The sequence below is a fragment of the Pseudonocardia kunmingensis genome, from assembly GCF_006716445.1.
In the GTDB taxonomy this organism is placed as follows: Bacteria; Actinomycetota; Actinomycetes; order Mycobacteriales; family Pseudonocardiaceae; genus Pseudonocardia; species Pseudonocardia kunmingensis.
On record NZ_VFPA01000005.1, the window covers coordinates 613,096 to 626,333 of the forward strand.

Sequence of the window (13,238 nt, forward strand, 5' to 3'; positions counted from 1 at the left end):
CCGTGCACACGACGGTCAGCTCCGCCACGCGCGAGGTCGTCATCGGCCCCGACCGGCCGTTCTGCCTCATCGGCGAGCGGATCAACCCCACCGGTCGCAAGCTCTTCGCCGAGAAGCTGCGCGCGGGCGACCTCTCCCGGATCGCGGTGGACGTCGAGCAGCAGGTGGCGGGCGGCGCCACGATGCTCGACGTCAACATGGGGGTGCCGCTGGGCGACGAGGCCGAGCTGCTCGCGGCGGCCGTCACGATGATCCAGGACCTCACCGACCTGCCGCTGTGCATCGACTCGTCGGTGGTGGAGGCCCTCGACGCGGGGCTGCGGGCCTACCGCGGCAAGGCCCTGGTCAACTCCGTCACCGGGGAGCGGGAGCGGCTCGACGCGATCCTGCCGCTGGTCAAGGAGCACGGGGCCGCGGTGATCGCGCTGCCCAACGAGGAGGACGAGATCCCCGACGACCCGCGCAAGCGGCTCGAGATCACCCGCAAGATCGTCGACGTCGCCGTGGACGAGTACGGCATCGCGCTCTCCGACATCCTGATCGACCCGCTCGCCATGCCGATCGGCGCGGACTCCACGCTCGTCACCAAGACCCTCGACACGATCGCGCTGATCCGCGCCGAGTTCGGGCTGAACATGACGCTCGGCGCGTCCAACGTCTCGTTCGGCATGCCCGGCCGGCCCGCGCTCGGCGCGGCGTTCCTGCCGATGGCGATGCGCTGCGGGCTCACCAGCGCGGTGATGGACGTGCGCACCCCGCAGATCGTGGAGGCCGTCAAGGCCGCCGACCTGCTGCTGGGCAACGACGAGTGGGGCGCCGCCTGGATCGCGGCCTACCGGGCCCAGCAGCAGGCGTCATGAGCGCCGACCGGATCCGCATCTCCTACACCGTCGAGGGCGGGCAGGACCGGGACGTGCGGGTCCCCTCCGGGGTCAGCCTGTTCGACGCCGCGAGCTGGAACGGCGTCGCGATCGACTCCACCTGCGGCGGGCACGGCACCTGTCGCAAGTGCAAGGTCCGGGTCACCGGGGGGCAGGTGCCGGTCTCGCGGCTGGACCCCCGCGCGTTCGGCCCCGAGGAGCTGGCCGCGGGCTGGCGGCTCGCCTGCCGCGCCGCCGCCACCGGGGACGTGCAGGTGACGGTCCCGCCGCTGGTCACGCGGCCGAAGGCGGCGACGGTCGGCGTCGGGCGCCAGGTCATCCTGCGGCCCGCCGTGCAGAAGCGCTGCGTGCGGCTGCCCGAGCCGACCCTGGCCGACCAGCGCACCGACCTCGAGCGGCTGCGCGCCGCGCTCGACGACCTCGACCCGGCCGTCGACCTGCACGCCCTGCGCAGCCTGCCGCGCGCCCTGCGGGCGGGGGACTTCGAGGTCACCGCCGTGGTCGTCGACGACGTGCTGGTCGACGTCGAGCCCGGCGACACCACCGGCCGGGTGTTCGGCATCGCGTTCGACCTCGGCACGACCACCGTCGTGGCCACGCTGCTGGACCTCACCACGGCCACCCCCGCCGCCGTCGGGTCCATGCTCAACCCGCAGCAGCCCCTCGGCGGCGACGTGATCACGCGGATCAGCGCGACCATGCTCGACACCGGCGCGCTCGACCGGCTCACGGCGCACGCCCGCACCGCCCTCGACGGCCTCGCGCACGAGGTCTGCGCCCAGGCCGAGGTCGCGCCGACCGACGTCTACGAGATCGCGCTCGCCGGCAACGCGACGATGACCGCGCTCGCGCTCGGCATCGACCCCGAGCCCCTCGGGGTGGCGCCGTTCGTCATGTCCACCCGCTCGTTCCCCGGGTTGCGGGCCGACGACCTGGGCGTGCGCGTGCACCCGGCCGCGCGGGCGTACGTGTTCCCGGCGCTCGGCGCGTACGTCGGCGGCGACATCGTGGCCGGCGCGCTCGCCTCCGGGATGGACCGCGACAAGCGCGTGCGCCTGTTCGTGGACGTCGGCACCAACTGCGAGATCGTGCTCTCCGACGGTGAGCGGGTGCTGGCCACCGCGGCGCCCGCCGGCCCGGCGTTCGAGGGGGCGCAGATCCGGTGCGGCATGCGGGCGGCGCCGGGCGCCATCGAGGGCGTCAAGATCAGCGACGACGACGTGGCGCTGCAGGTGATCGGCGACGTCGCGCCGATCGGGTTGTGCGGCTCCGGGCTCGTCGACGCGGTGGCAGCGCTGCTGCAGGTCGGGCTGCTCGACGCGTCCGGCCGACTGCTCACGCCCGAGGCCGCCGCCGAGGTCCGGCCGGGGCTAGCGGGGCGGCTGCACAGCGTCGGGGAGGAGCGGGTGTTCGCCCTCGCCCAGAACGTGTACCTGTCCCAGCGCGACGTCCGCGAGCTGCAGTTCGCGAAGGCCGCGATCGCCACCGGCTGGCGGCTGCTCGCCGCCGAGCTGGGCCTGGACCCGGGCGACGTCCAGCAGGTGCTGCTCGCCGGCTCGTTCGGCAGCTACCTCTCCCCCACCGCGGCCGTGCGGATCGGGCTGGTGCCGGGCGTCCCGGCGGTGCGGATCGTGAGCGCCGGGAACGTCGCGGGCGAGGGCGCGAAGATGGCGCTGCTGTCGGTCCGTGAACGCGCCGCGGCCCAGGCCCTCCTGGAGGAGGTGCGCTACGTCGAGCTCAGCGACCGTCCGGACTTCAACGACCGGTTCATCGACCAGCTGGCCTTCCCCGCCCGCTGAGTTGCAGCAAAGCCACTTCCACGCAACGAGGCGGCAGGAAAGTGGCTTTGCTGCAACGTCCGGCCGCGTTGCCGTCGTCGCGTGCGGGGCGATCGCCTCCCACGTCTCCGCCGTCGTCGCCCGGCGCCGGTGGCACGTGACCGTGCATCCGCTGCCACCGCTGCTGCACAACCGGCCGGAGCGGATCGCCGCCGCTGTCGAGGAGCGGGTACTGGCGTTGCGCGGGACGCACGCGCGCGTCGCCGTCGCCTACGCCGACTGCGGCACCCACGGCGCGCTCGACGAGGTGTGCGCGCGGCTCGACGTGCCGCGCCTGGGCGGGGCCACCTGCTACGACGTGTTCGCCGGCGCCGAGCGGATGCGGGAGCTGCTGGATCGCGAGCCCGGCACCTACGTCCTCACCGACTACCTCGCGCTCTCCTTCGACCGCTCCGTCGTGCGCGAGCTGGGCATGGACCGCTACCCGCAGCTGCGCGAGGAGTACTTCCGCCACTACCGCCGCGTGGTGTGGCTCGCCCAGCACCCGCTGCCCCGCGTGCGGGCGGCCGCCGAGGCCGCGGCGGCGTACCTGGCGCTCCCGCTGGAGGTCCTCGACGTGGGCGAGGCCGGGTTGGAGCGCGAGCTGGAACGGATCATCGGCTGAAACGCCGTGCAGGCCCCGGGGACCGTCTGCCAACCTCCCCCGCATGTCACGATTCGACGACCTCCTCGCCGAGGGCGCGGCCGTCCCCACCGAGGGCTGGGACTTCTCCTGGTTCGCCGGCCGGGCCAGCGAGCAGCGCCCGTCCTGGGGCTACGCGCGCCTGCTGGCGGGTCGCCTGGCGGCCGCCGGGGCCGCGCTCGACCTGCAGACCGGGGGCGGTGAGGTACTGGCCGAGGCGCTGGCGGCGATCCCGGCGGCCCCGTCCACCCTCGCGGCCACCGAGGCGTGGCCGCCGAACGTGGAGATCGCACGGCGCACCCTCGCCCCGTTCGGCGCCACCGTCGCCGAGGCCGACGTGCTGGACGACCTGCCGTTCCCGCCCGCCGCGTTCGACCTGGTCGTCGGCAGGCACCCGGTGGCGGTCCGCTTCGACGAGGTCCGGCGGGTGCTGCGGCCGGGCGGGTCCTACCTGGCCCAGCACGTCGGCGCCGGCTCCGTGCGGGAGCTGACCGAGTTCATGATGGGCCCGAACCCGGAGTCGGCCCACCCCGTGCCGGGTCGGTTCACCGCGTTCGCCGGCGCGGCGCCCACGGCGGCGACGGCGGCCGCGGAGGCGGCCGGGCTCGAGGTCGTCGACGTGCGCCAGGAGGCCCTGCGCATGGAGTTCTTCGACGTCGCCGCCGTGGTCGTCTTCCTGCGGAAGGTGATCTGGACCGTCCCCGGCTTCACCGTGGAGGCCTACCGCGACCGGCTCGCGGAGCTCCACGACTTCGTCGAGCGCCACGGCCCGTTCGTCGCCCACGCGCAGCGCTTCCTCCTCGCCGCACGGGCGACGGAGACGATTGAATAGTTGTTCAGATGAACTGTAGTGTCGCACGCCGTGCGGCGCATCGGGATGATCATGGTCGTGGCGGCGGTCCTCACGGGGTGCGGCGGGCCGCCGCAGGCCACGGCGCCGACGGGGGGCGGGCCGCTCACCGCCACCAACTGCGGGATCGAGGTCGCGGTCCCCGGGCCGCCGCAGCGCATCTACGCCGCCTTCCAACCGGCGATCGAGATGGTGCACGCCCTCGGGGTCGGTGACCGCGTGGTCGGCACCGCGTTCCTCGACGCGCAGGTCCTGCCCGAGTACGCCGGGGCCCAGGCCGCGACCGACTACCTCCCCGAGCTGCCCAGCCGCGAGGCGCTGCTGGCGACCAACCCCGACTTCGTCGTGTCCGGCTACAACGGCCTGTTCGCCGAGAGCGGCACCGAGACCATCGGCACCCGGGCGAGCCTGCGCGAGCTCGGCGTCCAGAGCTGGGTCTTCGGCCCGCTGTGCCCGAGCGCGGACGGCCTGTCCGACGAGGCCATCGACCCCGCCGCGGTGAGCATGGAGAACGTCTACACCGACGTGCGTGAGCTGGGCAGGCTGTTCGGGGTGCAGGAGCGGGCGGACGCGCTCGTGGTCGAGATGCAGGCACGCATCGCGGCGGTGCAGCAGCGGGTGGCCGGCGCACCGCCGGTCCGGGTGGCCGTGGTGGCCCCGCAGGACGACGGCACGTTCCGGGTGGCGGGCGGGCGGGACTTCGCGACGCGGATCCTCGAGATCGCCGGCGCGGAGAACGTCTTCGCCGACCTGACGACCCGCCGCAACGTGCCCGTGGGCGCCGAGGAGATCATCGCCCGCGACCCCGAGGTGATCCTGACCAGCACCTGCTGCGACGGCGCGTACACCGTGGCCGACGCGGGGCCGGACGTCGAGCGGATCCGCACCCACCCCGCACTGGCCGGCGTGACCGCCGTGCGGGAGGGCCGCGTGCACGGGTTCCTGTTCGCCGACCGCGCCGCCGGGGTGCGCGTGCCCCGCGCCGCGGAGATGGTGGCCGACCTCGTGCACCCCGACCGCCGGTGACCGCGACCCTCGCCGCCCCGGCGGCGAGCCGCGCGGCCCCGCGCCGCCGGGCGGCCGTCGCCGTCACCGCGCTGGGCCTCGCCGTCGTCGCGGTCTGCGGCGCCGCGGCGCTGTCACTGCTCGTGGGCAACCAGCCGCTGACGCCCGCGCAGGTGCTCGCCGGGCTCACCGGTACCGCGGGCGGCGACGCCGACCTGATCGTCCGGCACGTGCGGCTGCCCCGCACGCTCGCCGGGCTGCTCGCCGGGGCGGCGCTCGGCACCGCGGGGGCGGTCCTGCAAGGGCTGACCCGCAACCCGCTGGCCGGACCCGGCGTCCTCGGGGTGAACGCCGGCGCGTCGCTCGCCGCGGTGGCCGCGCTCGCCCTGACCGGGCTCGGCTCGCTGGGCGGCTACGTGTGGTTCTGCTTCGCCGGGGCCGCGCTGGCCATGGCGGCGGTCTTCGCGATCGGCTCGGCCGGCCGCGGCGGTGCGACGCCGGTGACGCTCGCCCTGGCCGGCGCGGCGGTCTCCGCACTGCTGCACTCGCTCACCTCGGCGATCGTGCTGCTCGACCACGACCTGTTCGCCCGCTACCGGTTCTGGCTGGTCGGCTCGCTGACCCGCGCCGACCTCGCGATGCTCGGCCAGGCCCTCCCCTTCGTCGTCGCGGGAACGCTGCTGGCGCTCGCGCTCGCCCGGCCCCTCGACGCGCTGACGCTCGGCGACGACACCGCGCGCACCCTCGGCACCCGGCTGGGGCTCGTGCGCGGCCTGGGTCTCGCCGCCGTGGTCGTCCTCGCCGGCACCGCCACGGCGGTCGCCGGGCCGATCGGCTTCGTCGGGCTCGTCGTGCCGCACGTCGCCCGGCTCGTCGCCGGCTCCGGCCACGCGCGCGTGCTGCCGCTGGCCGCGCTGCTGGGCGCGCTCGTGCTGCTGCTGGCCGACGTGGCGGGCCGGGTGCTGCTGCGCCCGGAGGAGGTCCAGGTCGGGGTGACCGCCGCCGTCCTGGGCGCCCCGGTGTTCCTGTACCTGGTCCGCAGGCGGCGGGTCGCGCAGCTGTGAAGGGGGTGCGTGTGCTGCGCCGCGGCGCGGTGTCCGTGCGGGTGGCACCGGCGTCGGTGCTGCTCGGGACCGTGGCCTGGCTCCTCGCGTGCGCCGTGGCGCTCTACGGGGTGACGGTCGGGGACTACCCGATGCCCCTGGCCGACGTCGTCGCGACCCTCTCCGGGGACGGCACGCTGATCACCTACGACATCGTGGTCCGCAACCGGCTGCCCCGCGCGCTCGTGGCCATGGGCGTCGGCGCGGCGCTCGGGCTGTCCGGCACGGTCTTCCAGCGCCTGGCGCGCAACCCGCTCGTCAGCCCGGACGTCATCGGCATCAACGCGGGGGCCTCCGCCGGCGCCGTCGTCGTGATCGTCGTCGGGGCGGGGGCGGCGGCCGTCGTCGGCGGGGCGCTCACCGGCGCCGCGGCGGCCGCCGCCCTCGTGTACGCCGTCGCGCACCGGGGCGGGTTCAGCGGCTACCGCCTGGTGCTGGTCGGCATCGGCGTCAGCGCCTTCATGAACGCGGCGGCGTCGTACCTGCTCACGCGCTCGGACCGCAACGAGGCCTTCCGCGCCGCCGTCTGGCTGGTCGGCAGCGTCGCGGGCCGCTCGTGGCCGGACGTGCTCGCCGTGGCCGCGGGGCTCGTCGTCGGCGCCCCGGTGGTCCTCCTGCTGGCCCGCCAGCTGCAGCTGCTGGAGCTGGGTGACGAGCTCGCCCGCGGCCTCGGCGGGCGCGTCGGGCTCGCGCGACCCGCCCTGCTCGCCGCCGCGGTCGTCCTGGCCGCGCTCGCGACGGCCGCGGCCGGCCCGATCGCGTTCGTCGCGCTCGTCGCCCCGCAGATCGTGCGCCGCGTGCTCGACGCCCGCTCCCCCGGGCTCCTGCCCGCCTCCGGGGTCGGGGCGTGCGTCGTCGTCGCGGCCGATCTCGCGGCCCGGCGCCTGGTCAGCCCGTACGAGCTGCCCGTCGGCGTGCTGACCGCCGCCGTCGGCGCGCCCGTCCTGCTGTACCTGCTGGTGCGGGCCCACCGCGCCGGGACAGCGGGGTGAGCCACGATGGGCCCGGCAGCCGCGACGGGTGAGGGGCAGGAATGACCGACGAGCGATGCGTGGACCTCGTGCTCGAGGGCGGCGGCGTACGGGGCATCGCCCTGCTCGGGGCGGTGCTGCGCCTGACCGAGGAGGGCTACCGGTTCCCGCGGATCGCCGGCACGAGCGCCGGGGCGATCGTCGCGGCGTTCGTGGCCGCCCACCAGCGCGCCGGGCGCGACCTGCACGGGCTCGAGGAGGTCCTGCGCCGGGCCCCGCTCGCCGAGCTCGTCGAGGAGCCGGCCCTGCAGCGCGCGGCCGGGCCACTCGGCGACGGCGTCGCGCTGCTCGTGCAGAACGGGGTGCACGGCACCGAGCGGCTGACCGCGTGGGTGGCGCGCGAGCTGGCGGCCGTCGGCGTCCACACGTTCGCCGATCTGCGCCTGCCTCCCGACCCGGACACCAGCCTCGCGCCCTACCAGCGCTACGCCCTCGTCGTGCACACCAGCGACCTGACGCGGCGGGTGCTGGCGCGGCTGCCGTGGGACTACGACCGCTACGACCTCGTGCCCGACGACCAGCGGGTCGCCGACGCCGTCTGCGCGTCGGCCGCCACGCCGTTCTTCTTCCGCCCGGTGCAGCAGCGCACCGGGCGCGGCGTCGCCACCTGGGTCGACGGCGGCCTGCTGTCGAACTTCCCGATCACGGTGTTCGACCGCACCGACGACCGCAGGCCGCGCTGGCCCACCTGGGGGATCAAGCTCTCGGGTGCACCCGTCGAACGGCCGGACGAGGCCGTGCGCACGCCGCTCGGGCTGGCGGTCGCATCGCTGCGCACGCTGATGAACGACGACGTCAACCGCTACCACCTCGAGGAGGAGGGCGTGAACCGGCGCACGATCTTCGTGGACGTCGCCGAGTTCCCCGCGCTGGACTTCTCCCTCACCGAGGCCGACCAGGACGAGCTGTTCCGCCGGGGCACCCGCGCCGCCGAGACCTTCCTCGACCGCATGGGCCGGCGGCGGACTGCGGTGACCAGCCCGGAGTGACCCGGCTACCGTGCGACCCGTGCCCGACGACCCGACCGCCGCCCGGTCCCTGCGCGTGTCCGACGCCGAACGCGAGCACGTGATCGGCTTGCTGCAGCGGGCCACCGGCACGGGCCTGCTCGACCTCGACGAGTTCACCCGCCGCGTCGACACCGCCATCGCCGCCCGTACCCGCGGCGAGCTGAACGCCGTGCTGCTGGACCTGCCCGGCCTCACGCACCCGGAGCGGCCCGCCCAGGTGCCGGTGCACGCGCGCCCGGCCACCGCGCGCCCCGTCCCGACGAGCACCGGCACCGGCGACGAGGTCCGCAGCACCCTCGGCGCGGTCACCCGGCGCGGCGCGTGGGACGTGCCGGCACACCTCGTCGTGCGCACCACGCTCGGCTCGGCGGAGCTCGACTTCACCGACGCCCGCATCCCGCACGAGGTCGTGGAGATCGAGCTGGAGGTCGTGGCGGGCTCGGTGGAGCTGCGCCTGCCGGCCGGTGCCCGCGTCGACCACAGCGCGTTGCAGACCACGCTGAGCAGCGTCGAGCACCGCTCGCGGGGGCGCACCGACACCCCGTCACCGCTGCTGTTCCGCATCACCGGCTCGGTGCGGGCGGGGTCGGTGGAGATCCGCCCGCCGCGCAGGTCGCGCTGGTGGCGCAGGGCGTGACGCGCCGGCTCCCACGCTACGGAACGGTCTCGGCCACCACCGCGGACAGTGCGCGGATCCGGGCGTTCTCGTGGTCGCGGTGCCACACCAGCCCGAGCGCGGTCTCGGGGAGGCCCGTCACCGGGATGTCGACGACGTCGGCGCGGCGGTGGTAGGCGGCGGTCGGCTCGCACAGCAGCATCCCCCCGCGCCCCGCCGCGATCAGCCACAGCCCCTCCTGCAGGGTGGTGACCGCGGGCCCCTCGGGGATCGGGCGCCCGCCGGGCGTGACGAGCGGGGCGTGCGCGCGGCGCCAGTACTCCCCCGCCGGGCCTGCGGCGGCGATCAGCGGCACCGCCGCCAGCTCCTCCGCCGACACCTCGGAGCGGGCCGCCAGCGGGTGCCGCACCGAGATCGTGAGCCGTTGCGGCTGCCGGGAGAACACCGGCCCCAGCACGAGCCCCTCCTCCTCGACGGGCAGCAGCACCACGGCGGCGTCGACCTCACCGCGGTGCAGCGGCCCGAATGGGTCGGACAGCGCGACCTCGGTGATCTCGACCCGGCTGCCGGGATGGCGCTCCTGGTAGGCCGTGACCGCGGCGAGCAGGCGGTCGTCGGCGGTGCCCTGGAAGCCGATCCGCAGGCGACCCGCCACCTCGCGCGCCGCGTGGCGGGTGTCGTCGACGACGGCGCGCAGCGCGCCGTAGGCGGGCTCGAGCGCGTCGCGGAACCGCTCGCCGAGCGGGGTGAGGCGCACGCTGCGGCTGGTGCGGCTCACCAGCCGGGCGCCGACGCGGCGCTCCAGGGAGCCGAGGAGCTGGCTCACCCGGCTCTGCGACACGTAGAGCCGCTCCCCCGTGCGCCCGAAGTGCAGCTCCTGGGCCAGCACGAGGAAGCACTCCAGCTCCCGGACCTCCAGCCCGCCCACGCCGCCTCCCCCGATCGATGAGCCCGACTCATGGAAGCGTGAGTGATCGGCCGTTGTTCCCGGCGGCCCCTCCCGCTGAGCTGGGGGCATGACAGCGAGTGGGCCGGCGCCGTCCTGTGGGGGACGCGCGCAGGGAGCGAGGAACGAGCGACCGAGCACGGGAGGAGCAGGACGGCGCCTGAAGGGCCCACGAGCCGCCGGAGCGGAGCGGAGGCAGTCCGGCAGGGTCCGAGCGGCCGTGCTCGTGGTGACGGCCGGGATCTTCACGGTCGTCACGTCGGAGATGCTGCCGGTCGGGCTGCTGACGCCCATGGCCGCGGCGCTGGGGATCACCGAGGGGACCGCAGGGCAGACGCTGACCACGACCGGGCTGGTGGCGGCGGTCGCCGCACCGCTGGTCGTGCCCGCACTCGGGCGGCTGGACCGGCGGCGCGCGCTCGTGGCGCTGATGGTGCTGCTCGCCGCGGCGAACCTGCTGGCGGCCTGGTCGCCGGGGTTCGCGGTGATGGTCGTCGCCCGGGTGCTGGTGGGGATCGCCATGGGCGGGGTGTGGTCGCTCGCCGCCGGCCTCGCGGTGCGGCTGGTGCCGGCCGCCGCCGTCGGGCGCGCCACCGCGACGATCTTCAGCGGCATCGCGGTGGCCTCCGTGCTGGGAGTGCCTGCGGGGACGTTCCTCGGTGAGCTCGCCGGGTGGCGCGCGGCCTTCGTCGTGGTCGGGGTGCTGGCGGCCGTGGTGGCGGTCGCGACGGCCGCGGCGCTCCCGGCGCTGCCGGCCGAGCGCGCGGTGCCGCTGCGCGGGGTGCTGGCGCTGCTCGGCGACCCGCGGGTCGCCACCGGGCTCGTCGTGGTGGCCCTGCTCGTCGTCGGCCACTTCGGCGCCTACACCTACGTCCGGCCCGTGCTGGAGGAGATCGGCGGGATGGGCGCACCGCTGATCGGGATGTTGTTGCTGGTCTACGGCGTCGCCGGCGTACTGGGCAACTTCGTGGCGGGCGCGGCGGCGGCCCGCTCCGCGCGCCGCACCCTCGCGGGGCTCGCCGGGCTGCTGGCGGCCGCGGTGGTCCTGCTCGCGCTCGCACCCTCCGTGCCCGGCGCCGCGGTCGCGCTCGTCGTCTGGGGGCTGGCGTACGGCGGGGTGTCGGTCGCGGCGCAGAACTGGATGATGGCCGCCGCCCCGCAGGCGCGCGAGTCGGTCTCCTCGCTCTTCGCGGGCGTCTTCAACGGCGCCATCGCGCTCGGCGCGCTCGGCGGCGGCCTGGTGGTCGACGGCTTCGGCCCGCCTGCCGTCCTGGTGTGGGCGGTGGTGCTGGCGATCGGCGCCCTCGTGGCGCTGGCGCTCGGCCGCACGCCTGCCGTCAGGCCCTCGTGAGGGCCCTCCTACGGCGCTTGGCCACCGGCAGCAGCAGCGGGATCAGCAGCGACAGCACCACCACGACCCACAGGAACACCGTGATCGGCGAGGACACCAGGATCGCCGGGTCGCCCTCGGACAGGGTGAGGGCGCGGCGCAGCTGCTGCTCGGCGAGCGGGCCGAGGATCAGCCCGACCACGGCCGGGGCCACCGGCACCGCGGCCGTGCGCATCAGCAGGCCCAGCAGGCCGAGCCCGCACAGCACCAGCAGGTCCACCGTGGTGCCGCCGGCGGCGAACGCCCCGAGCGTGGCGAACACGAGCACACCGGCGTAGATCCCGTAGGCCGGGATCTCGAGCAGCCGCGCCCAGACGCGCACGAGCGGCAGGTTGAGCACCAGCAGCATCACGTTGCCGACGTACAGGCTCGCGATCAGCGTCCACACCAGCGGGCCGGACTCGGTGAACAGCTGCGGGCCCGGCTGCAGCCCGTAGGACTGGAACGCCGTGAGGATCACCGCCGCGGTCGCCGAGGTGGGCAGCCCGATCGTCAGCAGCGGCACCAGCACGCCGGCCGCGGCCGCGTTGTTCGCCGACTCCGGCCCGGCGACGCCCTCGATCGCCCCGTGCCCGAACTCCTCCGGGTGCTTCGTGAGCTTCTTCTCCGCCGCGTAGGACAGGAAGGTGGGCACCTCGGCCCCGCCCGCGGGCAGACTGCCGATCGGGAAGCCCAGCGCGGTGCCGCGCAGCCAGGCGGGCCATGACCGGCGGAAGTCCGCGCGGGAGAGCACGGCGGGCCCGCGCAGCGGCTGCACCGTCGCGTGCCCGGTGCCGGTGAGCAGGTGCCCGAACGCCTCGGAGAGCGCGAAGAGCGCGACCACCACGATGACGACGTCGATGCCGTCGAGCAGGGCGTCGACGCCGTAGGTCAGCCGGGGCTGGCCGGTCTGGGCGTCGATGCCGATCAGCCCGATCGTGACGCCGACCAGCAGGCTCGCCAGCCCCTTGAGCAGGTTGGGCCCGAGCAGCGCGCTCACCGTCACGAACGCCACGGCCATCAGCGCCACGTACTCCGGCGGGCCGAACCCGGTGGCGAAGTCGGCGACGACAGGCGCGAGGAAGGTGAGCGCGATCGTGCCGATCGTGCCGGCGACGAAGCTGCCCAGGGCGGCGGTGGCGAGCGCCGCGGCCGCCCGGCCCGCGCGTGCCATCTTGTTGCCCTCCAGCGCCGAGATCATCGAGGCGCTCTCACCGGGCGTGTTGAGCAGGATCGAGGTGGTCGAGCCCCCGTACATCCCGCCGTAGTAGATGCCGGCGAACAGGATCAGCGCGCTGGAGGGCTCGAGCCGGAACGTGATCGGCAGCAGCAGCGCCACGGTGAGCGCGGGCCCGATGCCGGGCAGCACGCCGACCGCGGTGCCGATCGTGACGCCGACCAGCGCCCACAGCAGGTGCCCCGGCGTCAGCGCGGAGGCGAAGCCCTCCAGGAGCAGACCGAGCTGTTCCATCAGAACCCCCAGGGCCCGGCCGGGAGCGTGAGCCCGATGAGCCGGTCGAAGACCAGGAACACCACCGCCGCGAGCGCCCATCCCCAGGCGAGCACCCGCCAGTCGCGCGGGGCGTCCAGCAGCAGTGCGGCCGCCACGAACAGCGCGGTGGCCGTGACGACGTACCCGAGCACCGGCAGCAGCAGCGCGAACCCGACCAGCGAGGCCACGAGCCCGAGCACCCGCAGCGCGGCGTGGGCCTGCCACGGCCGGCCGGCGCCCGCGCGGGGCAGCTTGCGCCGCGAGTCGACCAGCAGGCCGGCCCCGACCACACCGAGGGCGACCCCGACCGGCATCGGCACCGCGGCGGGCCCGACCACGGCCGAGGTGTCCGGGAGCCGCGCGGCGTCGACGATCACGAGGACCGCGGCCAGCAGCATCAGGGCGCCGAGCGCCGCCGTCGCGAGAACGGTGTGCCGGTCGACGACGAGGGCCGGCGGTTCCGGTGCGCTCATGC

13 protein-coding genes are annotated in these 13,238 nt (G+C 75.6%); 10 read left to right on the forward strand and 3 right to left on the reverse strand.

Annotation, left to right across the window (positions count from 1 at the left end):
- Positions 1 to 2: 2 nt before the first annotated feature.
- From FB558_RS36445 to FB558_RS36485, 9 genes are all read left to right on the forward strand, one after another.
- On the forward strand, positions 3 to 860 hold the full coding sequence (locus tag FB558_RS36445; protein WP_142061726.1) for a dihydropteroate synthase: 858 nt from the start codon (positions 3 to 5) through the stop codon (positions 858 to 860).
- Complete coding sequence (locus FB558_RS36450) at positions 857 to 2,680, forward strand: ASKHA domain-containing protein (protein WP_142061729.1); 1,824 nt, start codon at positions 857 to 859, stop codon at positions 2,678 to 2,680. The genes FB558_RS36445 and FB558_RS36450 overlap by 4 nt, the downstream gene beginning before the upstream one ends.
- Positions 2,681 to 2,816: 136 nt before the next feature.
- On the forward strand, positions 2,817 to 3,323 hold the full coding sequence (locus tag FB558_RS36455; RefSeq protein ID WP_211367072.1) for a DUF1638 domain-containing protein: 507 nt from the start codon (positions 2,817 to 2,819) through the stop codon (positions 3,321 to 3,323).
- A 43-nt stretch (positions 3,324 to 3,366) separates the two neighbouring features.
- Entirely contained in the window at positions 3,367 to 4,173 is an 807-nt protein-coding gene (locus FB558_RS36460) for a class I SAM-dependent methyltransferase (protein WP_142061735.1), read from the forward strand.
- A 30-nt stretch (positions 4,174 to 4,203) separates the two neighbouring features.
- Positions 4,204 to 5,217 (forward strand): ABC transporter substrate-binding protein, encoded by a 1,014-nt coding sequence (locus tag FB558_RS36465; RefSeq protein ID WP_246107014.1) that lies wholly within the window; start codon positions 4,204 to 4,206, stop codon positions 5,215 to 5,217.
- A complete protein-coding gene (locus FB558_RS36470; RefSeq protein ID WP_211367073.1) occupies positions 5,214 to 6,260 on the forward strand; it encodes a FecCD family ABC transporter permease in 1,047 nt (348 codons plus the stop codon). The genes FB558_RS36465 and FB558_RS36470 overlap by 4 nt, the downstream gene beginning before the upstream one ends.
- Entirely contained in the window at positions 6,257 to 7,291 is a 1,035-nt protein-coding gene (locus FB558_RS36475) for a FecCD family ABC transporter permease (RefSeq protein WP_211367074.1), read from the forward strand. The genes FB558_RS36470 and FB558_RS36475 overlap by 4 nt, the downstream gene beginning before the upstream one ends.
- Positions 7,292 to 7,332: 41 nt before the next feature.
- The gene (locus FB558_RS36480; protein ID WP_142061738.1) at positions 7,333 to 8,319 is read left to right on the forward strand and encodes a patatin-like phospholipase family protein; all 987 of its coding nucleotides are present in this window, start codon (positions 7,333 to 7,335) and stop codon (positions 8,317 to 8,319) included.
- A gap of 19 nt (positions 8,320 to 8,338) precedes the next feature.
- The gene (locus tag FB558_RS36485; RefSeq protein WP_246107015.1) at positions 8,339 to 8,977 is read left to right on the forward strand and encodes a DUF1707 SHOCT-like domain-containing protein; all 639 of its coding nucleotides are present in this window, start codon (positions 8,339 to 8,341) and stop codon (positions 8,975 to 8,977) included.
- A gap of 16 nt (positions 8,978 to 8,993) precedes the next feature.
- Here the strand turns inward: FB558_RS36485 and FB558_RS36490 are convergent, their stop codons facing one another.
- Complete coding sequence (locus FB558_RS36490) at positions 8,994 to 9,884, reverse strand: LysR family transcriptional regulator (protein ID WP_142061744.1); 891 nt, start codon at positions 9,882 to 9,884, stop codon at positions 8,994 to 8,996.
- 238 nt (positions 9,885 to 10,122) lie between these two features.
- Here FB558_RS36490 and FB558_RS36495 point away from each other — a divergent pair, with 238 nt between their 5' ends.
- Positions 10,123 to 11,253 (forward strand): MFS transporter, encoded by a 1,131-nt coding sequence (locus FB558_RS36495; protein WP_142061747.1) that lies wholly within the window; start codon positions 10,123 to 10,125, stop codon positions 11,251 to 11,253.
- Here the strand turns inward: FB558_RS36495 and FB558_RS36500 are convergent.
- Together FB558_RS36500 and FB558_RS36505 are read right to left on the reverse strand one after the other, a co-directional pair.
- Entirely contained in the window at positions 11,240 to 12,742 is a 1,503-nt protein-coding gene (locus FB558_RS36500; RefSeq protein WP_142061750.1) for a tripartite tricarboxylate transporter permease, read from the reverse strand. The two genes, FB558_RS36495 and FB558_RS36500, sit on opposite strands and share 14 nt — an antisense overlap.
- Positions 12,742 to 13,236 carry a tripartite tricarboxylate transporter TctB family protein gene (locus FB558_RS36505; RefSeq protein WP_142061753.1) on the reverse strand — a complete coding sequence of 165 codons (495 nt, stop codon included), beginning with the start codon at positions 13,234 to 13,236 and terminating at the stop codon, positions 12,742 to 12,744. Before FB558_RS36505 ends, FB558_RS36500 begins: the two co-directional genes overlap by 1 nt.
- Positions 13,237 to 13,238 lie beyond the last annotated feature (2 nt).